The organism is Pseudarthrobacter sp. GA104 (assembly GCF_009741265.1).
Lineage (GTDB): Bacteria > Actinomycetota > Actinomycetes > Actinomycetales > Micrococcaceae > Arthrobacter.
Genome location: NZ_WOWL01000001.1, coordinates 1,344,461 through 1,365,230, shown reverse-complemented (window position 1 = coordinate 1,365,230; position 20,770 = coordinate 1,344,461). Strand labels below are relative to the sequence as shown.

17 protein-coding genes, 1 pseudogene and 1 riboswitch are annotated in these 20,770 nt (G+C 65.9%); of the genes and pseudogenes, 14 read left to right on the top strand and 4 right to left on the bottom strand.

Annotation, left to right across the window (positions count from 1 at the left end; genetic code table 11):
- Positions 1 to 31 precede the first annotated feature (31 nt).
- The gene (gene chvE / locus GK109_RS06075) at positions 32 to 1,159 is read right to left on the bottom strand and encodes a multiple monosaccharide ABC transporter substrate-binding protein (RefSeq protein ID WP_370460433.1); all 1,128 of its coding nucleotides are present in this window, start codon (positions 1,157 to 1,159) and stop codon (positions 32 to 34) included.
- A 265-nt stretch (positions 1,160 to 1,424) separates the two neighbouring features.
- On the opposite strand from chvE, the gene araB reads away from it, so the two are divergent.
- The 8 genes and pseudogenes from araB to GK109_RS06040 all read left to right on the top strand — a co-directional run bounded on the left by araB (position 1,425) and on the right by GK109_RS06040 (position 8,081).
- Positions 1,425 to 3,185 (top strand): ribulokinase, encoded by a 1,761-nt coding sequence (gene araB / locus GK109_RS06070; RefSeq protein ID WP_157239076.1) that lies wholly within the window; start codon positions 1,425 to 1,427, stop codon positions 3,183 to 3,185.
- Positions 3,182 to 3,910: an L-ribulose-5-phosphate 4-epimerase gene (locus GK109_RS06065; RefSeq protein ID WP_157239074.1), complete on the top strand. Its 729-nt coding sequence runs from the start codon at positions 3,182 to 3,184 to the stop codon at positions 3,908 to 3,910. The genes araB and GK109_RS06065 overlap by 4 nt, the downstream gene beginning before the upstream one ends.
- A 51-nt stretch (positions 3,911 to 3,961) precedes the next feature.
- Complete coding sequence (gene araA, locus GK109_RS06060; RefSeq protein ID WP_157239072.1) at positions 3,962 to 5,482, top strand: L-arabinose isomerase; 1,521 nt, start codon at positions 3,962 to 3,964, stop codon at positions 5,480 to 5,482.
- Positions 5,472 to 5,534 (top strand): annotated as a pseudogene (locus GK109_RS22335) (hypothetical protein); the annotation flags it as partial. The gene araA and the pseudogene GK109_RS22335, both read left to right, overlap by 11 nt.
- Complete coding sequence (locus tag GK109_RS06055) at positions 5,531 to 6,544, top strand: LacI family DNA-binding transcriptional regulator (RefSeq protein ID WP_321215384.1); 1,014 nt, start codon at positions 5,531 to 5,533, stop codon at positions 6,542 to 6,544. The pseudogene GK109_RS22335 and the gene GK109_RS06055, both read left to right, overlap by 4 nt.
- A 94-nt stretch (positions 6,545 to 6,638) precedes the next feature.
- The gene (locus GK109_RS06050) at positions 6,639 to 6,842 is read left to right on the top strand and encodes a hypothetical protein (protein WP_157239070.1); all 204 of its coding nucleotides are present in this window, start codon (positions 6,639 to 6,641) and stop codon (positions 6,840 to 6,842) included.
- A gap of 91 nt (positions 6,843 to 6,933) precedes the next feature.
- Entirely contained in the window at positions 6,934 to 7,236 is a 303-nt protein-coding gene (locus GK109_RS06045) for a DUF4193 domain-containing protein (protein WP_018762118.1), read from the top strand.
- Between the two features lie 296 nt (positions 7,237 to 7,532).
- Positions 7,533 to 8,081, top strand: coding sequence for a hypothetical protein (locus GK109_RS06040; protein ID WP_157239068.1), 549 nt, complete (start codon positions 7,533 to 7,535; stop codon positions 8,079 to 8,081).
- Between the two features lie 101 nt (positions 8,082 to 8,182).
- Here the strand turns inward: GK109_RS06040 and GK109_RS06035 are convergent, their stop codons facing one another.
- Positions 8,183 to 9,739 (bottom strand): APC family permease, encoded by a 1,557-nt coding sequence (locus GK109_RS06035; protein ID WP_157239066.1) that lies wholly within the window; start codon positions 9,737 to 9,739, stop codon positions 8,183 to 8,185.
- 221 nt (positions 9,740 to 9,960) lie between these two features.
- Here GK109_RS06035 and GK109_RS06030 point away from each other — a divergent pair, with 221 nt between their 5' ends.
- Positions 9,961 to 10,440 (top strand): Dps family protein, encoded by a 480-nt coding sequence (locus GK109_RS06030; protein ID WP_157239065.1) that lies wholly within the window; start codon positions 9,961 to 9,963, stop codon positions 10,438 to 10,440.
- 102 nt (positions 10,441 to 10,542) lie between these two features.
- Here the strand turns inward: GK109_RS06030 and GK109_RS06025 are convergent, their stop codons facing one another.
- Entirely contained in the window at positions 10,543 to 12,120 is a 1,578-nt protein-coding gene (locus GK109_RS06025; protein ID WP_370460769.1) for an MFS transporter, read from the bottom strand.
- A 72-nt stretch (positions 12,121 to 12,192) separates the two neighbouring features.
- Between GK109_RS06025 and GK109_RS06020 the strand changes: the two genes are divergently transcribed.
- The 4 genes from GK109_RS06020 to GK109_RS06005 all read left to right on the top strand — a co-directional run bounded on the left by GK109_RS06020 (position 12,193) and on the right by GK109_RS06005 (position 18,943).
- Positions 12,193 to 12,732, top strand: coding sequence for a TetR/AcrR family transcriptional regulator (locus tag GK109_RS06020; RefSeq protein WP_157239061.1), 540 nt, complete (start codon positions 12,193 to 12,195; stop codon positions 12,730 to 12,732).
- 92 nt (positions 12,733 to 12,824) lie between these two features.
- Positions 12,825 to 12,923: riboswitch (glycine riboswitch) on the top strand.
- 179 nt (positions 12,924 to 13,102) lie between these two features.
- The gene (gene gcvP / locus GK109_RS06015) at positions 13,103 to 16,012 is read left to right on the top strand and encodes an aminomethyl-transferring glycine dehydrogenase (RefSeq protein WP_157239059.1); all 2,910 of its coding nucleotides are present in this window, start codon (positions 13,103 to 13,105) and stop codon (positions 16,010 to 16,012) included.
- 11 nt (positions 16,013 to 16,023) lie between these two features.
- The gene (gcvT, locus tag GK109_RS06010) at positions 16,024 to 17,184 is read left to right on the top strand and encodes a glycine cleavage system aminomethyltransferase GcvT (protein WP_157239057.1); all 1,161 of its coding nucleotides are present in this window, start codon (positions 16,024 to 16,026) and stop codon (positions 17,182 to 17,184) included.
- Positions 17,185 to 17,503: 319 nt separating this feature from the next.
- On the top strand, positions 17,504 to 18,943 hold the full coding sequence (locus tag GK109_RS06005; protein ID WP_157239055.1) for an L-serine ammonia-lyase: 1,440 nt from the start codon (positions 17,504 to 17,506) through the stop codon (positions 18,941 to 18,943).
- A gap of 13 nt (positions 18,944 to 18,956) precedes the next feature.
- Here GK109_RS06005 and GK109_RS06000 read toward each other — a convergent pair whose 3' ends face one another.
- Positions 18,957 to 19,502, bottom strand: coding sequence for a TspO/MBR family protein (locus GK109_RS06000; protein ID WP_157239053.1), 546 nt, complete (start codon positions 19,500 to 19,502; stop codon positions 18,957 to 18,959).
- Positions 19,503 to 19,670: 168 nt separating this feature from the next.
- Here GK109_RS06000 and GK109_RS05995 point away from each other — a divergent pair, with 168 nt between their 5' ends.
- Positions 19,671 to 20,744, top strand: coding sequence for a peptidoglycan bridge formation glycyltransferase FemA/FemB family protein (locus GK109_RS05995; protein WP_157239051.1), 1,074 nt, complete (start codon positions 19,671 to 19,673; stop codon positions 20,742 to 20,744).
- Positions 20,745 to 20,770: the final 26 nt, after the last annotated feature.

Here is a 20,770-nt window from a genome sequence, read left to right as displayed (position 1 = left end):
ATGCAGGTCCGGCCACAGCCCGGGACGCTGACTACTTGACGTCGGCGTCGGTGTAGTAACCCGAGTCGATCAGTTCCTTTTTGTAGTTGTCCTTGGTGATGATCACGGACTTCAGCAGGAAGGCCGGGACAACCTTGACCTTGTTGTCGTAGGTCTTGGTGTCGTTGGTCTCCGGTTCCTGGCCCTTGAGGACTGCATCAACCATCTTGACGGCCTGGGCGCCGAGCTGGCGGGTGTCCTTGAAGATGGTGGAGTACTGCTCGCCGGCGACGATGGACTTCACGGAGCCCTTTTCGGCGTCCTGGCCGGTGACTACCGGAAGGCTTCCCTTGGCGTAGCCGCCGGTGCTGGTGAGGGCGGAGATAATGCCGATGGACAGGCCGTCGTACGGGGAGAGGACGCCGTTCAGCTTGGTGCCCGAGCTGTAGGCGGAGGTGAGAATGTCTTCCATCCGCTTCTGTGCCACGGGTGCCTGCCAGCGAAGGATGGCGGCCTGCTCAAACTTGGCCTGGCCGCTGGGGACCTTCAGCGTGCCGGCATCCAGGTACGGCTTGAGGGTGTCCATGGCGCCGGTCCAGAAGAAGTTGGCGTTGTTGTCGTCCGGGCTTCCGGCGAAGAGTTCGACGTTGAAGGGGCCCTTGCCGTCCACCTTCTTGCCGCTGGCATCGACCAGGCCCAGGCCGGTCAGCAGCGACGTGGCCTGCTGGACGCCTACGGTGTAGTTGTCGAACGTGGTGTAGTAGTCCACGTTCGGAGTGCCGTTGATGAGACGGTCGTAGGCGATGACCTTGACGTTCTGCTCCTTGGCCTTGGCCAGGACGTCGGTCAGGGTGGTGCCGTCAATCGCAGCGATGATCAGGGCTTTGGCGCCCTTCGTCAGCATGTTCTCGATCTGCGAGACCTGGGTTGGGATGTCGTCGTTGGCGAACTGGAGGTCCGTCTTGTAGCCGAGGTCTTTCAGGGACTTCTCAACGTTGGCGCCGTCGGCAATCCATCGTTCGGATGTCTGGGTTGGCATCGAGATGCCAACCAGCGAGTCGCCGGGCTTCGCAGCGCCGCTGGATTCGGTGGCTCCGCCACGGGAGCCGCAACCGGTGGCTCCCACGGTCAGGGCGAGGACAAGGGCCACCGCGCCCATGAGTTTTTTGATTCTCACCATTTTCTCCTTCCGCGGCAGCATTGCCGCGAAGTGTTGTTGGGCCGGGAAGCAACGATGCTCCCGGCCCTGGCCACATGGTTGATGTGTCGGTTCAATATAGACTGATTTGTGAACGCTAACAAGAGCCTCCTGACGGAAACTCCGAAAACCTTTGACCTCATTGACTTCTTCTTTGTTAGCGTTCACACTTGCTGCAGCACTTAGCTCGACCCTGACCCTACAAAACCGGTAATGAGGCCTCTGCCTCCCGGATGGAGGCAACCCCATGCCAGCTGCGTTGTTCACTTCCAGCTCCGACGTCCACCCCGACCACTGCGTGATCGGGGTGGACTACGGAACCCTGTCAGGCCGTGCCGTGGTGGTGCGGGTCCGCGACGGCAAGGAGCTCGGCAGCGCCGTCCATGAGTATCCCCATGCAGTGGTGACCGGCTCCCTGCCCAAGGACGTGGCGGGCGACGACGGAGCACGGCTTCCCGGGGAATGGGCGCTTCAGGTGCCCAACGACTACAGGGACGTCCTGCGCATAGCCGTTCCCGCCGCGGTGGCCGCCGCGGGGATCGACCCGGCCGCCGTCGTCGGTATTGCCACCGACTTCACCGCCTGCACCATGGTGCCCGTCAAGGCCGATGGCACGCCCCTGAACGAATTGCCGGGCTATGCCAACCGGCCGCATGCCTACGTGAAGCTCTGGCGCCACCACGCCGCCCAAGGGCAGGCCGACCGGATCAACCGGCTGGCCGCCGAACGGGGCGAAGAGTGGCTTCCGCGGTACGGCGGCCTGATCTCCTCCGAGTGGGAGTTCGCCAAAGGCCTGCAGTTGCTGGAAGAGGACCCGGAGGCCTACGCCGCCATGGACCACTGGGTGGAGGCGGCCGACTGGATCGTCTGGCAGCTGTGCGGCCGCTACGTCCGCAACGCCTGCACCGCCGGCTACAAGGGCATCTACCAGGACGGGCGGTATCCCTCGGCGGATTTCCTGGCCGCCCTGAACCCGGACTTCAAGGACTTTGTCAGTTCCAAGCTGGAGCACGCCATCGGGCGGCTGGGGGACGCCGCCGGCACCCTGACGGCGGAGGCGGCAGCCTGGACCGGGCTGCCGGAGGGCATCGCCGTGGCCGTGGGAAACGTTGACGCCCACGTCACGGTCCCTGCCGCCAAGGCAGTGGAAGCCGGCCAGCTGGTGGCCATCATGGGCACCTCCACCTGCCACGTGATGAACGGCAACGAACTGCGGGAAGTGCCGGGAATGTGCGGGGCAGTGGACGGCGGCATCGTGCCGGGCCTGTGGGGCTACGAGGCCGGGCAGTCCGGCGTGGGGGACATCTTCGGCTGGTTCACCAAGTACGGCGTCCCGCCCGAATACCACCAGGCTGCCAGGGACGGCGGGCTGGGGATCCATGAGTACCTCACCGAACTGGCGTCGCGGCAGGCCATCGGGGAGCACGGCCTGATCGCACTCGACTGGCACTCGGGCAACCGCTCGGTGCTGGTGGACCATGAGCTGTCCGGCATCGTGGTGGGCCAGACCCTCGCCACCAGGCCCGAGGACACCTACCGCGCCCTGCTGGAAGCCACGGCCTTCGGAACCCGCACCATCGTGGACGCCTTCCGCGACGCCGGGGTTCCGGTGAAGGAATTCATCGTGGCCGGCGGCCTGCTCAAGAACAGGCTCCTGATGCAGATCTACGCGGACGCCACCGGCCTTCAGCTGTCCACCATCGGCTCGGAGCAGGGTCCGGCCCTGGGATCCGCCATCCACGCCGCCGTCGCCGCCGGAGAATACGCTGACATCCGGGAAGCTGCCGCCGCCATGGGTTCCGAACCCGGTGAGGTCTACACGCCCATCCCGGAAAACGTGGCCGCTTACGAGGAACTCTTCCAAGAGTACAAGGCCCTGCACGACTACTTTGGCCGCGGCGGCAACGACGTGATGCACCGGCTCAAGGCCATCCAGCGCAAAGCTGCCCGGACCGCCCTGCCCGGTGCCGGCTCCGCCGCCGAAACGGCCGTGGAGGTGTCCGCATGAGTGCAGGGAATGGAACCGGAACCGGGATCCTGGAAACCATCGCCCGGGTCCGTGAAGAAGTGTGCGCGCTGCATGCCGAGCTGACCCGCTACGAACTGGTGGTGTGGACCGCGGGCAACGTTTCCGCCCGGGTGCCGGGCACCGACCTGATGGTCATCAAGCCCTCCGGGGTCGCCTACCAGGACCTGACCCCGGAGCAGATGATCGTGACCGACCTGCACGGCACGCCCGTCAGGGGCACCAACGTCGGTGGCGGCGGCACGGTGGACTGGGGCAACCCGCCGCTGTCTCCGTCGTCGGACACAGCAGCGCACGCCTACGTCTACCGGCACATGCCGGAGGTGGGCGGCGTGGTGCACACCCACTCCACCTACGCCACCGCCTGGGCTGCGAGGGGGGAGGCCATCCCGTGCGTGCTGACCATGATGGGCGATGAGTTCGGCGGCTCCATCCCGGTGGGCCCGTTCGCGCTGATCGGCGACGACTCGATCGGCCACGGGATCGTGGAGACGCTGAAGAACTCCAATTCACCGGCTGTCCTGATGCAGAACCACGGTCCCTTCACCATCGGCAAGGACGCCCGCTCCGCCGTGAAGGCCGCCGTGATGTGTGAGGAGGTGGCCCGCACCGTCCACATTTCCAGGCAGCTGGGCGAGCCCCTGCCCATCGACCAGGGCTCCATCGACTCCCTCTATGCCCGCTACCAGAACGTCTACGGCCAATAAAAAGCACAGGCCAGTAATCCAGCGCCGCCACATCACTTCCCAGGAGAATCCATGAGCACCGCAGCAAACACTTCCCTCGACGGCTACGAGGTCTGGTTCCTCACCGGCAGCCAGCACCTGTACGGGGAGGAAGTCCTCAAGCAGGTGGCCGCCCAGTCCCAGGAGATCGCCAACCAGCTCAACGCCAATTCCGCCGTCCCGGTCAGGATTGTCTGGAAGCCTGTCCTCACGGATTCGGACGCCATCCGGCGCACGGCCCTGGAAGCGAACTCGGATGATTCCGTGATCGGTGTAACCGCCTGGATGCACACGTTCAGCCCGGCCAAGATGTGGATCCAGGGCCTGGACCTGCTGCGCAAGCCGCTGCTGCACCTGCACACCCAGGCCAACCGGGACCTGCCGTGGGCGGACATCGACTTCGACTTCATGAACCTGAACCAGGCCGCGCATGGAGACCGCGAGTTCGGGTACATCCAGTCCCGCCTGGGCATCGCCCGGAAGACCGTCGTCGGGCACGTCTCCAACCCTGACGTGGCACGCCAGGTGGGTTCCTGGCAGCGGGCCGCCGCCGGATGGGCCGCAGTCCGCACCCTGAAGCTGACCCGCTTCGGCGACAACATGCGCAACGTCGCCGTCACCGAAGGCGACAAGACCGAGGCGGAGCTGCGCTTCGGCGTCGCCGTGAACACGTGGTCCGTCAACGAGCTCGCCGAGGCCGTGCACGGCGCGGCGGAGGCCGACGTCGACGCCTTGGTGGCGGAATATGAGGACCTTTACGACGTGGTGCCGGAGCTCCGCGCAGGCGCGGCCAGGCATGAATCGCTGCGGTACGGGGCCCGGATCGAACTCGGCCTGCTCAGCTTCCTGGAGGCCAACGGCTCCGCCGCGTTCACCACGTCCTTCGAGGACCTGGGCGCCCTGCGCCAACTTCCCGGCCTCGCGGTGCAGAGGCTCATGGCCGCCGGGTACGGCTTCGGCGCCGAAGGCGACTGGAAGACCGCCATCCTGGTCCGCGCCGCGAAGGTGATGGGCGCAGGCCTGCCCGGCGGTGCCTCGCTCATGGAGGACTACACCTACCACCTGGAACCCGGGTCCGAGAAGATCCTGGGCGCGCACATGCTGGAAGTCTGCCCTTCACTCACGGCATCGAAGCCGCGCCTGGAAATCCACCCGCTGGGCATCGGCGGCAAGGAAGACCCGGTCCGCCTGGTGTTCGACGCCGATGCCTCCCCGGGCGTCGTCGTCGCCCTGTCCGACATGCGGGACCGTTTCCGCCTGGTGGCAAACGCCGTCGACGTCGTTCCCCTGGAGCAGCCGCTGCCCAACCTGCCCGTGGCCCGCGCCCTGTGGGAGCCCAAGCCGGACTTCGCAACCTCCGCCGCGGCATGGCTCACCGCCGGCGCCGCCCACCATACCGTTCTCTCCACCCAGGTGGGCATGGCAGTGTTCGAGGACTTCGCCGAGATCGCCAAAACCGAACTGCTGACCATTGACGAAGGCACCTCCATCCGGCAGTTCAAGAAGGACCTCAACTGGAACGCCGCCTACTACAAGCTGGCCGGCGGGATCTGATCCCGTGGCACGGCTGAGCTCCCGGCCCCTGCCACGGACTAGAACGCCGTGACGCGCGGCAAGCCTCGCCGGCTGCCGAGGCTTGAGGACGTGGCGGAGCTGGCCGGGGTCTCGCACCAGACCGTGTCACGGGTGGTCAACAACCACCCCAACGTGAGCGCGGGGACGCGGGAAAGAGTGGAAGCGGTGATAGCCCGGCTTGGCTACCGCCGCAACACCGCAGCCCGGAGCCTGGTCACCCGGCGCTCGCAGACCATCGGGGTCCTGGGCAGCGAGCTCTCCCAGTACGGTCCTGCCAATACATTGCTGGGCGTGGAACGCGCTGCAAGGGACGCGGGATATTTCGTCAGCGTCGCCGCGTTGCGGGAGGTCAGCCGCGACGCGATCCTTGACGCCGTCAGGCACTTCCTGGACCAGTCGGTGGACGGCATCGTGGTGATCGTTCCGCACCTTGAGACGCTGGCGGCGCTGGCGGAACTTCCCATCGGAGTGCCGGTGGTGGCCGTGGGACCCGATGGGAACGACACGGTTGGCGGCGTCAGGGTGGACCAGCGCCGCGGGGCTGAACTGGCCGTGCGGCACCTTATCGGGCAGGGGCACGTCCGGATCGGGCACGTCGCGGGGCCGCAGGACTGGATCGATGCCGTGGCGCGCGCCGACGGCTGGCGGTCCACCCTTGCCTCTGCCGGACTCGATACGGACCTGATCATCGAAGGTGACTGGAGCGCCGGCAGCGGCTACGAAATCGGCCGGCGGATCGCGGCGACCCGCCGGGCAACTGCCCTCTTCGTGGGCAACGACCAGATGGCCTTGGGAGTCCTGCGCGCACTGACCGAGGCCGGCATCAAGGTGCCGCAGGACGTGTCCGTGGTGGGCTTCGACGACCAGCCCGAGGCCGGCTACTTCAGTCCGCCGCTGACGGTGGTCCGGCAGGACTTCGAGGAACTGGGCCGGCGGTGCATGCAGATGATGTTCACGGCGTTCGACGGCACGGAAGGACCCCGGACACTCGTGGTGGAGCCGGAACTCGTCCTGCGCAGCAGCACGGCGCCGCCCGCCTGAAAAGTCCGCCCGGAGACCGGGCCGGCAGCTGATTTAATCCGGGGGAGACCGCCGCGAAACGTGGCCACAACAATCGCTGCGTAGGTTTCATTGCATGACGGACACCCTGCTCATCCGGCTCCGCGACTGGCTGCTGGATACGTTCACCTACGAATCCGAGTCCAATGCCGCCGGCGCCATGGCCGACGCCAGCCGGTGGGGCTGGCTTCCGGCCTTGAGTGGAGTGTCCCTGGGCGCCGACCAGGCCCGGTCCGAGCATGCAGGAACAGCGGGTGGAAGCGGCGGAATGTCTGCTTAGCCACACTATTGCGCCAGTAGGGCGATAATGCCCTAAACTGCTGCACTGAGGTGCCTGAATGGCGCTGCGCAGCAACGAAAGTGAACAGGCTATGGCTACCGATTACGATGCTCCACGCAAGCAGGAAGAAGAGTCGCCCGCCGACTCTCTTGAGGCCCTCCAGGCGTCGCGGAGCGGCAACGCGCAGACAGCGGTTATCGATGTCGACGAGAACGACACTGCCGAGGGCATTGACCTGCCGGGTGCGGATCTTTCCAACGAGGAACTGACGGTCATTGTTGTTCCCGAGCAGTCCGATGAGTTCACCTGCTCGTCGTGCTTCCTGGTCCGCCACCGCTCGCAGGTTGCCCGGGAAAAAGACGGCCTGAAGTACTGCCGCGACTGCGAAGGCTGACCCTTCTTCCGGATTGCCCGGCGCCGGCCACCCCCTTCGGGTGACCGGCGCTTCTTGTCTCCTGCCGCCGTCGTTATCCCGGTAACGGCAAGGTGCCGGAACAATGCCGAAAGAACACGGAACGGGTTCCAAACGGGCCGGCGGGAAGCCATGTTTCGGCTCTCGCTATACAGGGGCGTGATGAAGGGCGCCGCGGGTTAACGGTTGCGTGGCGAAGCGGCAACAAACCTCGTTTCGCGCCGTAAACGCTCCTACTCTTGAGCTATCCATTCGCTCCACACATGGGTGGCTCCAAAATGAAAAAGTTCTACACCTGGCTGGCTGCCATCCTCCTGGCGGCCGGGCTGGGAATCGTGGTTCCGGGTCCCGCCTCCGCTTCCACCTCCTACTGCGGGCTCGTATGGGGGTCTTTGGCCAAGGCCGACCAAAGCATGAGCACCGCCACCGTCACCAATGTCCGGACCGGGCAGCACTACTGCTTCGACAGGATGGTGGTGGACCTCAACGGCGCCGTTGCGGGTTATACCGTGCGGTACGTTCCACAGATAGTCCAGGACGGGTCCGGCTTTGCCATCCCCGTCCGGGGGAACGCGCGCCTGCAGGTGACGGTGAACTCGCCCGCCTACGACGAGGACTACAACTCCACCTACAACCCGCCGAACCAGGCTGAGCTCTCAAACGTTGCCCGCTACCAGACCTTCCGCCAGGTGGTCTTTGCCGGCAGCTATGAGGGCTACACCAGCATCGGGCTGGGCGTACGGGCCCGCCTGCCGTTCCGGGTCTTCACCCTGGACGGGCCGGGCTCCGGGTCGCGCCTGGTGGTTGACGTGGCGCACTACTGGTGACAGCCAGGCAATCAACACCGAAGGTGCCGTTCCCCCGGTTTCCAGGGGAACGGCACCTCTTCCTTCGTCGGCGGTGACGGCCTCCGGAAGCCTCCGCGCCTTTACTCCGGGACCACCAGCGCGGGGGTATCCCGCTTAAGGGTCTCGCCGCGGAAGAAGCCGGGGCGGACCCTGGCCATGATGAGCATGACGACGGCACCGGACGCCAGGATGCCGACGCCCAGGACAAAGACCAGGCCCACCCCGAACACCTCCGAGCCGCTGCCGAACTCCGGCGCCCAGCTGTCCACGGCGGTCTGCAGGAACACTACGAACAGTCCCACGCCGCCCAGCACCGGGCATACCAGGCGGAGGAGGAAATGGCGCATGCTGTTGAACAGGCTGTGGCGGAAGTACCAGGCGCAGGCCAGGGCAGTGAGGCCGTAGTAGAAGCAGATCATCAGCCCGAGCGCCAGGATGGTGTCATTGAGGACATTCTCGCTGACCACGTGCATCACGGCGTAGAAGCCCGCGGACATGATGCCGGCGGCAACCGTGGCGAAGCCCGGCGTCGCAAACTTCCTGCTGACCCGGCTGAACGGCTCCGGAAGCGCGCCGTAGTACCCCATGGCCAGCAGGCTGCGGGACGGCGACATGAACGTGGACTGCAGGGACGCGGCGGAGCTGGACAGCACTGCCATGGACATAAGGATGGCGAACGGACCCATGATGGGGGAGGCCAGTGCCGTGAAGATGTTTTCGTGGATCTCGGTGTTGTTCAGGCCGTTGCCGGTATCACCTACGCCGGCGAACATCATGGTGGCGATGCTCACCGTCAGGTAGATCGCCAGGACGATCACGGCGGTCAGGGTTCCGGCCAGTCCTGCCGTCCTCTTGCCGTTGGAGGTTTCCTCATTGACGGTCAGGCAGACGTCCCAGCCCCAGTAGACAAAGATGGACAGTGAGATGCCTGCGGCGATCTGCCCGAAGGTCTCGATCCTGGTGACGTCGAACCACTCCCAGCTGAACGGGATGGCAGTTTCAGAGGCGGACCAGTTGGCGAAGGCCATGCCTACAAAGAGGCCCAGGACAAGCAGCTGGAATCCCACCAGGCTGTACTGGACCAGCTTGGTGGTGTGCAGGCCGCGGTAGCTGACCCAGACGGCCAGGGCCACAAACACAAAGCAGGTCAGCACGTTGAGTGCCTTATTTGCCGCCAGGTCGGCGAGCTCCGGCGAGCCCGTCAGCTGGGAAAGGAAAAGGTAAAAGAAGTCGAGGGCGACTCCCGCGAGGTTGGAGAGCACAATGATGTTGGCCGCCAGCAGGCCCCACCCGCCCATCCAGCCAACCCACGGGCCGAAGGCCTTGGTGACCCAAGTGAAGGTGGTGCCGCTGTCCGGGGAATCGGCGTTGAGTTCCCGGTAGGCAAGGGAGACCAGGATCATGGGGATGAAACCGATCAGGAAGATGACGGGCAGCTGGAGCCCGGCTTCGTTGACCGTGGGGCCAAGGGCGCTGGTCAAGGTATAGGCGGGGGCGATGGTGGAAATGCCCAGGACGACGACGGCGAGGAGTCCCAGCTGCCCGCCCTTCAGTCCTTTGGGGCTCGTGCCGGCGGCTGCCGGTGAGGGCCTCCCGGAGCCGTAGGCGGATGTGCTGGTGCGGATGGTCTCGGTCATGGCACCACTTTCTGGAGAAGTTGAGACGACGCTCACTATATGAATGGCGTTCATTTAGTATGGAGGGGAGCGCCTCAGGAAGCAAGGAAAATAATGAACGGCGTTCTTTTGTCTCGGTTGTGAGCGATTTAGTAAGCTCACTGAGAAATTCCCCGCGAGCCCTCGGCCGTGCCCGCTGGTGCTGGTAGCGTCGGGCTTACTGGACCAATTGAGGAGGATGCATGAAAGCTTCACCGACACTGACCAACAACCTGCAGGCCGTGCTCGCCGACCTGATTGAACTGCATATCCAGGGCAAGCAGGCACACTGGAACATTGTGGGAACCAACTTCCGCGACCTCCACCTGCAGCTGGATGAGATCGTTGACGCTGCCCGCCAGTTCGCCGACGACACCGCCGAGCGGATGCGGGCCCTCCACGCCCTGCCTGACGGCCGCAGCTCCACCGTGGCCGGGTCCACCAGCCTGGCCCAGTTCCCTGACGGCCTGATCAGCACCAAGGATGCGATCGAGCGGATCGTGGCTGCCCTTGAGGCTGCCGTTGGCACCATGCGCAAGGTTCACGATGAGGTGGATGAAGAGGATCCCACCACCGCGGACCTGCTGCACGAGTTCATCGCCAAGCTGGAGCAGTTCGCCTGGATGGTCAATGCTGAAACCATGAAGCCCACCGCGAGCGTTACGGCGCCGGACTCCAAGTAGCAGCACCCGCGACGAAGCGGCCTGCCTGGCGCCCGCGGCCGGAGCCACACGCTCCGGCTGCGGGCGCTTTGCTGTCACCGGCGGGGGCGCGCCTTGCGGCCTTCAGCTGGCTGCCTTGGGCACCTTCCGGAGTACGACGGCGGCGAGGACTGCCGCCGTCGCCATCAGTACCAGCCCAATCGCTGCGGTGACGTGCACCCCTGACTCGAAGGCCGAGCCGGCGGCCTGCCGGAGGGTGCTGGCCATGGGGCCCGGCAGGCCGGCCGCCAGTTCCATGGCTCCAGCGAGGGTCTCTCGGGCGTGCGCGGTGCTTTGGGCGGGGGCGGTATCTGCCAGGCCGGCCGGAAGCCGCAGGTTGTGCTGGTAGGAAGCCGTGAGGATGGAACCCAGCACGGCGGTTCCCAAAACGGCGCCAATTTCGTACCCCGTCTCGGAAATCGCTGCCGCCGCCCCGGACTTTTCCGGCGGCACGCTTCCCAGGATGAGATCGTTGGAGATGGTCTCTGCCGTCCCCACGCCCAGTGCAAGGACCAGCAGCGCGCCGAGTAGCAGCGCGGGCCCGCCCCCGGTGCTTCCGAAAGCCACCATGCTGTAGCCGGCGGCGCTCATGGCGAGTCCTGCCGCCACCATGAAGCCCGGCCGTACTTTCCTCACCGCCGGCACCACGGCAAGGCCCGACACCATGGTGGCCACCAGTGCCGGGACCATGGCCATTCCGGCAGCCGAGGGGGACATGCCTTCAATGAGCTGGAGGTGCTGGGCGAGGAAGAGGATAAAGCCGTTGAATGAAAACAGGGCCAGGATATTGGCAGTGATGGCCATGCTGAACACCCTGTTCCGGAACAGGGACAGGTCCAGCAGCGGACTGTGCAGCCGCTGCTGCCTGCGTACGAAGGCCGCGCCCATTGCCAGGCCGAGCGCCATGGTTCCGAGGGCTGTGGCACCCGGGCCTTCGGTGGCCAGGTCCTTGATCCCGTAAACCATGGGAACCATGGTGAACAGGGAGAGCAGGATGCTGGGCACGTCCACCTTCCCCGGTGACGGGTCCCTGGACTCCGGGATGAAGGCCGGGCCCAGGGCCAGGAGCGGCAGCATGATGGGCACTGCCACCAGGAGTACGGCTCCCCACCAGAACTGTTCCACCAGCCACCCGCCAAGGATGGGCCCCAGTGCGGCGCCGCCCGAGAATCCGGCGGCCCAGATGGCGATGGCCAACCTCCGCCGGTTGGGGTCCGGGAAGATGTTGCGGATCAGGGACAGCGTGGCGGGCATCAGCATGGCGCCGAAGAAGCCAAGGAAAGCCCTGCCTGCGATGAGCCATCCGGCGCTGGGGGCAAAAGCGGTTGCTGCCGAGACTGCGGCAAAGCCGATGCTGCCGATGACCAGCAGGCGGCGCCGGCCGATCCTGTCGCCCAGGCTTCCCATGGCAACCAGCAGCCCGGCCAGCACCAGCGGGTAGGCGTCCACAATCCACAGCAGTTCTACTCCCGAGGTGCGGAGGGCGGCGGCAATGGCAGGCAGGGCGAAGGTCAGGGCTGTGTTGTCCACGGCTACCAGCAGGACCGGGAACATCAGCAGGCCCAGCGCCAGCCAGTCGCGCCAGCTGCCCCCGGGCAGGCCTGGCGCGGGCAATGCGGTTGGAGCCGGGCGGATGGTGCTCTGTTGGGAGGCGGCGGGCATGATCATGCTTTAACTATACCGTCTGGACGGTATAGTTAAGAAACAGCTTCGTGACCATGCATGATGGGAACCATGGCCAGAAAACCCGTTGCGCGAGATGCCGTCCTGGATGCCTTCGAAGAACTCCTGATCGACGTGGGGGAGCGGGCTGCCACCCTGGACGCGGTGGCCAAGCGCGCGGGCGTCTCCAAGGGGGGCCTCCTGTACCACTTCCCCAACAAGGAAGCGCTGATCGCCGCCACCCTTGAACGGCTGGACCGCCTGGCAGGGGAGGACCTCGCCGCCATGGCCTCCGCACCGGAGGGGGCGGCGGCATACTTCATCAAGTCGTCGCTGTGGTCCGATACTCCGATGGACCGCTCCTTTGTGGCCGTGACGCGGCTGGCGGAGGTGGCCCACGAGGAAGCCCGCCGCCGCTTCGCCGCCATCCAGCAGCAATGGCTGGAGCTTATCGGGCAGGACGTGGGCACGCCCATGGCAAAGGCAGTGCTGTACATGGGGGACGGGCTGTACTTCAACGCCATGTGGGAAAGCGGGCCGTCCGGGAAGGCGGGGAGCAGGCAGGCGGACGTGGCGGAACTCCTGTCAGCCGTGGAGCGGCTACGGGGCTAGCTGACATTTGCCCCCGGGCCCGCGGCATAGGAGAATTGTGCTGTGTGCGGGCCGTTACCCGTGCGCCAAAGACAACCCAAATGAATAGCCTTTGATCTGCGGCGGGAGAGTTCTGCCAGAAGGTACAAGCAGGCGCCGTAGGAGCAATACCTCCCCAGGAATCTCACAGGCCCATGTACCGCCGCGGCGAGGCACCTCTGGAAAGCAGCACGCCGTCCGCTTTGAGGTCCGCTCCCCGGATCCCTTGACTGACGTGCTCACCGACGGTGCAAGCGGTGCCCGCGTGTTCAGGCAACGCGGAAACTCTCAGGTACAGATACAGAGCGGGGAGGACCCGAATCGATGTGGCGTATCCTGCGCCGCCTTAGTTATGGAGTTCCTCGTGACTGTATCTCCGGCCTCCGCCGTTCCGGCCACTGCCACCCCGGCAACTGCCGAACCCGCTTCTGCCGCCACCTTTGTTGACCGGCACATCGGCGCAAGGCGCAAGGCCGACGTCGAAACCATGCTCCAGGCCGTGGGCTACGACACCGTGGACGCGCTGGTTGATACCGCCGTCCCCAAGGACATCCGGCAGGACTCTGCGCTGGAACTGGCAGGTGCGTTGAGCGAGGTGGAGGCCCTCACTGAGCTCCGCCGGCTGGCCGCCAAGAACAAGACCGCCGTGCAGATGATCGGCCAGGGCTACTACGACACCGTCACGCCGCCGGTGATCCGCCGCAACATCCTCGAGGGCCCGGCGTGGTACACCGCCTACACCCCTTACCAGCCGGAGATTTCCCAGGGCCGGCTCGAGGCGCTGCTGAACTTCCAGACCATGGTGCAGGACCTGGTGGGCCTGCCCATCGCCAACGCCTCCCTGCTGGACGAAGCCACCGCCGTGGCCGAGGCCGTGCTGATGATGCGTCGGGCCAACAAGAATGCAGATGCCCGGGACGGCAAGACTGTGCTGGATGCCGACTGCCTGCCGCAGACCATTGCCATCGTGAGGGGACGGGCAGAGGCACTGGGCTTCGAGGTGGAAGTGGCCGACCTTTCCAACGGACTTCCCGACGGCGCCATCAATGGTGTGGTGCTCCAGCAGCCGGGCGCTTCCGGCCGCGTCTTTGACCACGCCGCAGTGATTGCCGACGCCAAGGAGCGCGGCGCGCTGGTGACCGTGGCCGCCGACCTCCTGGCCCTCACCCTCATCACCCCGCCGGGCGAGCAGGGCGCGGACATCGCAGTGGGCTCCGCCCAGCGCTTCGGCGTCCCGCTGTTCTACGGCGGCCCGCACGCGGCCTACATGGCTGTGCAGAAGGGCCTCGAACGCTCCATGCCGGGCCGCCTCGTCGGTGTCTCGAAGGACAACGCCGGCGTTCCCGCCTACCGCCTGGCACTCCAGACCCGCGAGCAGCACATCCGCCGCGAGAAGGCCACGTCCAACATCTGTACCGCCCAGGCGTTGCTGGCCATCGTGGCTTCGATGTACGCCGTGTACCACGGCCCGGAGGGCCTGAAGGCGATCGCCCAGTCAGCACACTCCCACGCGAAGATGCTGGCCGCGTCCCTCAAGGCCGCCGGTTTGGACGTGCTGCACACCAGTTTCTTCGACACCGTCACCGTCTCCGTGCCGGGCAACGCTGCCGGGATCGTCGCTGCCGCCGAAGCCACGGGCATCAACCTGCGCCTCATCGACGCGGACACGGTGGGCTTCTCCGCCGATGAAACGACAACATCAGAAATTGCCGCCGGGGTGCTGAAGGCCTTCGGCGTCCCGGCCGCCGCGGACGGCGAGGGAGAATTCGCGCTGGACGCCGCCGTCGTGCGTTCCTCCGGGTACCTGCAGCACCCGGTGTTCAACACGCACCGTTCCGAGACCCAACTGCTGCGCTACATCAGGAAGCTTTCGGACCGTGACCTTGCGCTGGACCGCACCATGATCCCGCTGGGCTCCTGCACCATGAAGCTGAACGCCACGGCCGAGATGGAAGCCATCTCCTGGCCGGAGTTCGCCTCCATCCACCCCTTCGCCCCGGACTCCCAGACGGAGGGCTGGCGCGAACTGATTGCCGACCTCGAGGCGCAGCTGACCGAGATCACCGGGTACGACCAGGTGTCCATCCAGCCCAACGCCGGCTCCCAGGGCGAGCTCGCCGGCCTGCTGGCGATCCGCGGCTACCACCACTCCCGCGGGGACCAGCAGCGCAACGTCTGCCTGATCCCGGCATCGGCGCACGGCACCAACGCCGCGTCCGCAGTCCTGGCCGGCATGAAGGTGGTTGTGGTGGCCACGGCACCGGACGGAACCATTGACCACACTGACCTGTACGCCAAGATCGAAGCCAACAAGGATGCCCTGTCCTGCATCATGATCACGTACCCGTCCACTCACGGGGTGTACGACGCCGACGTCCGTGAAGTCTGCGACGCCGTCCACGCAGCCGGCGGCCAGGTATACATCGACGGCGCCAACCTCAACGCGCTTGTCGGGCTGGCGCAGCCGGGCAAGTTCGGCGGCGACGTTTCGCACCTGAACCTGCACAAGACCTTCTGCATCCCGCACGGCGGCGGCGGACCCGGCGTCGGCCCGGTTGCTGCCAAGGCCCACCTGGCACCGTTCATGCCCGGCAACGCCGCCACCTGGACCGAAGGCAACGACGTGCCGATCTCGGCGTCAAAGTACGGCTCCGCGGGCGTGCTCCCCATTTCCTGGGCGTACGTGAAGCTGATGGGCGGCCACGGACTCACCGAGGCCACCAAGTCCGCGCTGCTGGCAGCGAACTACGTCGCAGCCCGCCTGAACGATTTCTTCCCGGTCCTCTACACCGGCGAAGGCGGGCTTGTGGCACACGAGTGCATCCTTGACCTGCGCGAGCTCACGGCACGGACCGGGGTCACGGCCGAGGACGTGGCCAAGCGGCTCATCGACTACGGCTTCCACGCCCCCACCCTGGCCTTCCCCGTCGCGGGGACGCTCATGGTGGAGCCCACGGAGTCCGAGGACCTCGGGGAAATCGACCGCTTCATCGAGGCCATGATCGCGATCCGCGCCGAAATCGACCAGGTGGCGGACGGTGACTTCACTGTTGCAGAGAGCCCGCTCCGGAACGCTCCGCACACGGCCGCCGCGGCCATCAGCAGCGACTGGGACCGCGCCTACCCCCGCGAGCAGGCCGTGTTCCCGGTGAAATCGCTTAAGCAGGACAAGTACTTCCCGCCGGTGGGCCGCATCGACGGCGCAGCGGGGGACCGGAACCTGATCTGCTCCTGCCCGCCGCTTTCCGAGTTCGAAAACTAAGGACACGCTCCATGGCTGAGAAGCACACTGCCCTGTACGACGAGCACAAGAAGCTGGGGGCATCCTTCACCGACTTCGGCGGCTGGCAGATGCCGCTCAAGTACAGCTCCGAGCTCGCCGAACACCACGCCGTCCGGAATAGCGCCGGCCTGTTCGACCTCTCGCACATGGGCGAAGTCTGGGTGACCGGGCGGGACGCGGCCGCCTTCCTGGACTACGCGCTGGTGGGAAAGATCTCCGCCATGCCGGTGGGCAAGGCCAAGTACTCTCTGATCTGCAATGAGGACGGCGGCATCATCGACGACCTCATCACGTACCGCCGTCCCGCAACCGCCGGCAGCGCAGAAGGCAGTACCGACCGCTTCCTGGTGGTCCCCAACGCCGGCAACGCCGCAGTGGTGGCTGCTGAGCTTTCCAAGCGGGCTGCCAGGTTCGATGTGGAGGTGAATGACGCCTCCGCCGTGACGTCACTGATCGCCGTCCAAGGCCCCGCGGCGCAGGAACTGCTGCTCCGGCTGGTCCCCGCAGCCCGGCACAGCCAGGTGACGGAACTGAAGTACTATGCCGCCGTCGAGGTTCCGTTCCTGGTGGGCGGCGCCGGACTGGATTTGCTGCTCGCCCGCACCGGCTACACCGGCGAGGACGGGTTTGAGATCTTCGTGTCCAACGACGACGCCACCGGCCTGTGGCAGGCACTCATCGCCATTGCCGAGGACGGGGAGCTGACCCCCGCCGGGCTGGCCTCACGCGACTCACTCCGGCTTGAGGCAGGCATGCCGCTCTACGGGAATGAGCTCTCCCTGCAGGGCGATCCCTTCGCCGCAGGCCTGGGACCCGTCGTCGCACTGTCCAAGGAAGGCGACTTCGTGGGGAAGGCGGCGCTCGCCGCGAAGAAGGACGCCGGCGCCGGCTCCACCACAGGCCGAAGGCTCGTCGGGCTCAAGGGACTCGGCCGCCGTGCAGGCCGGGCCCACTATCCGGTCCTCAAGGACGGCAAAGTGGTAGGCGAAGTCACCTCCGGCCAGCCCTCACCCACCCTGGGGTACCCCATTGCCATGGCCTACGTGGACGTTGAGTTCACCGCTGTTGGCACCACCCTGGATATCGACCTGCGAGGTAAGGCAGAGCCGTTCGAAGTCGTCGCCCTGCCGTTCTATAAACGCGCCAGGTAGGGCGCCTCCCCGTGGTCACCTTGGCCGGCAAGATCGTGGTTGCGTCCGCGTCGGCGGACCGGACATTTTCACGCCTGCTGCTCCTTCGTCGCTTTGACGCAGGCTTTCGAAAAGTCCGGCTCCGCTGACGCTCAGCGGGTCCTTCGCTCAGGTGAGTGGTCCAGGCGACTGGGTGGATTCCGGAGACGTGCTCCCCGCCATTCCCCTCGCCTCGCAAGCTCGGCCAGGGAACCCGAACGGCGTGGGCCCGGGCACGCGGAGGAATTCGGTCACCCGCCACCCAACCCCGCCACGAACTCTCTAGTTAGGAACCAAGCGCATGGCTGTTGGCGTCTTTGATCTGTTTTCCATTGGGATCGGACCTTCGAGTTCTCATACTGTGGGGCCGATGCGGGCTGCTGCTGTTTTTGCTGAGGAGCTCAAGGGCTCGGGGGTGCTGGCGGGGGTGGCGTCGTTGCGGGTGGATTTGTATGGGTCGTTGGCGGCGACGGGCCATGGGCATGGGACGATGACGGCCATTTTGTTGGGTTTGGAGGGGTTTCATCCGGAGTTGATTTTGCCGGAGGAGGTGGAGGAGCGGCTGGCGGCGATCGCGGAGACGGGGTTGCTGCAGCTGGCCGGTGCGGTGGCGTTGCCGTATGGGGTGAAGGATATGGTGCTGCGGCCGTTGACTGTCCTGCCGCGGCACACGAACGGGATGACGTTCACGGTCTCCGACGCGTCGGGCGAGGTTTTGCATGCGGCGACGTTCTTTTCGGTGGGCGGCGGGTTCATTGTCCGTGAGGGCGAGGAGGACGCGGCCCAGCTGGAGCTGGAGGAGTCCAAGAAGGAGCTGCCGTTGCCGTTCCGGACCGCGGCGGAGTTGCTGGAGCATTGCCGGGAGACGGGGCTGGGCATCAGTGATGTGATGCGGGTGAACGAGGAGGACAGCCGCACCCCGGGGGAGATCCGGGCGGGCCTGCTGCACATCTATTCGGTGATGGAGGGGTGTGTGGCCGCGTCCTTGAAGCGTGAGGGGGTGCTGCCGGGCGGGTTGAAGGTCCGCCGCCGGGCCCCGGACTGGTATGACCGGCTGCGGAAGGAAAGCTCCCGGCCGGCCGGGTCCGAGGACGAAGGCGACGGGGCCGGGGAGTTTCATGATCCGAAGTATTGGCAGGAGTGGGTTAATTTGATCGCCCTGGCGGTCAATGAGGAGAACGCCTCGGGCGGGCGGGTGGTCACGGCGCCGACGAACGGGGCGGCGGGGATCATCCCGGCGGTGCTGTATTACGCGCTGCATTTCGCGCCGGGGATGGAGAACGCGTCCCGGGTGGACCGGGAGGATGTGGTGGTGAAGTTCCTGCTCGCCGCGGGTGCGGTGGGGGTCCTGTACAAGGAGCAGGCGTCGATTTCGGGGGCTGAGGTGGGCTGCCAGGGCGAGGTGGGGTCGGCGTCGTCGATGGCCGCCGCCGGGCTGGCGGAGGTGATGGGCGGGACTCCGGCGCAGGTGGAGAACGCCGCGGAGATCGCGATGGAGCACAACCTGGGCCTGACCTGTGATCCGATCGGGGGCCTGGTGCAGGTGCCCTGCATTGAACGGAACGCGATCGCGGCGGCGAAGGCGATCAACGCGGCGAAGATGGCGCTCTGGGGCGACGGTTCGCACCGGGTTTCGCTGGACGAGGTCATCGTGACCATGCGGGAGACCGGCAAGGACATGAGCTCCAAATACAAGGAAACGGCCATGGGCGGCCTCGCCGTCAACGTCGTCGAATGCTGACAGCGTTGAACCTTCAGTTGTGGGCCGCAGCCCACCAGTTCAAGGTGGACGCAAAGACCAGCCAGGCAATGTAGGGGAGCAGCAGCAGTCCCGCGGTCCGGCTGATGGGGCCGAAGTAGAGGACAGTCACCGTGACCGCGGCGATCAGGGCCACGATAATGCCCAGGGCCAGCCACAGGGCAGCCGTACCCATAGCGGGATACAGGCCGAAGAACACCGGAGTCCAGGCAAGGTTCAGGCCCAGCTGGACCGCGTAGGCCGTTAACGCCGGCCTGGTCTTGGGAGCCCTCTTCCGCCACACAAGCCAGGCAGCCACCGCCATGGCTGTGTAGAGCAGAGTCCATACCGGGCCGAAGAGCCAGTTGGGCGGGGACCAGGGCGCCTTGTCAGCCGTGGCATACCATCCGTTCACGTTGTCAATGGTGGAGAATCCGCCGAGCCCGGCCACCAGGAAGGATGCCGCCAGGAATCCGGCCAGCACCGCTGCCTGGACCCGCGCGCTGTACGGCTGGTCGCTTCCACCCGGCGGGGATGACGACTCTTCACGCTTCGGCTGCATGCCTCCACCCTTGCCAACCGGTCCACCCGAGTCAAGGGCACGGGCCACGGCAGGCTCGGGCCGGCTGCTGAAAAGCCGGGACGGCATCAGGCTTTAGACTTGAGGCTGCATGTCCGCACGCAGACACGAGTACCGAACCGCGCACGAAACCGATTGGACACGGCCCCCTTGCGAGAATTCACCGCACGATTCGCCACCGCCGAGGAAATTGAAAACTGGGACAAGCACGTCACGGCCAATCCCAACGGCGGCAACATGCTGCAGTCCGCCGCATATGCCTCAGTCAAGAACGCCAGCGGCTGGAAAGTCCGGTTCCTGGTGCTGGAGAACGCGGCAACCGCCAGCTACAACCTGGTACTCGAAAAGAGTTTCCCGCTGCTCGGCCGGCTTTGGTACCTCATCAAGGGCCCGGACCTGGCAGCAGCTGATGACCTGAAGGCAGCGCTGGAAGCCTGTGCGGCTTTCGTCCGTAGCCGGAAGCTCAACGTCTTCACCATCAAGATCGAGCCGGACGTCGTCGACTCCGACGAGGCCCAGGCCCACCTGCAAGACGCAGGCCTGGTCAAGGCACCCAACATCCAGTCCAACGACTCCACGGCCCTGCTGGACATCTCCGGACCGGAAGAGGCAGTGTTCAAGGCCATCTCCTCCCGCGCCCGCAACGCCATCCGCCGCGCTGAGCGGGAAGGCTGCGAAGTGGTCCGCGAAGAACACGGCCCGGAAACCTACCGGGCCCTTTATGACCTCATGGCCGACACCGTCAAGGCCAAGGGCTCCATGCCCCTGCGCAGCTACGAGTACTACGCAGCCTTCTGGGACGAATTCTGCAAACGGGGCCAGGGCAGTTTCTTCTTCACCTACGAGGACGGAAAGCCCAGCGTGGGAGCCTTCGTCATCAATTACGGGGCCAAAGCCACCTATAAGGACGGCGGTTCGACCCAAAACCGCAAGCAATACGGTGATTCCCACCTGGTGCAGTGGGCCGCCATCCGCCGCATGCAGGAGCTGGGCTGCACGGAATACGACTTCTGCGGGACCCCGCCGGCTTCCCAGATCAAGGACAAGACCCACAACCTGTACGGCATGGGCATGTTCAAGACCAGCTTCACCAAGACGGTCACCGACTTCGTGGGATGCCACGACTACGTTCTCTCGCCCTTGAGTCACCGGCTCTGGGTCAACGGAGCAGAGAAGGTCTTCCGCCGGATCGAAACCGCCCGCACCGGCCAGCAGTTCTACTGACCGCGAGCAGGAGCGCCCCCGCCGGC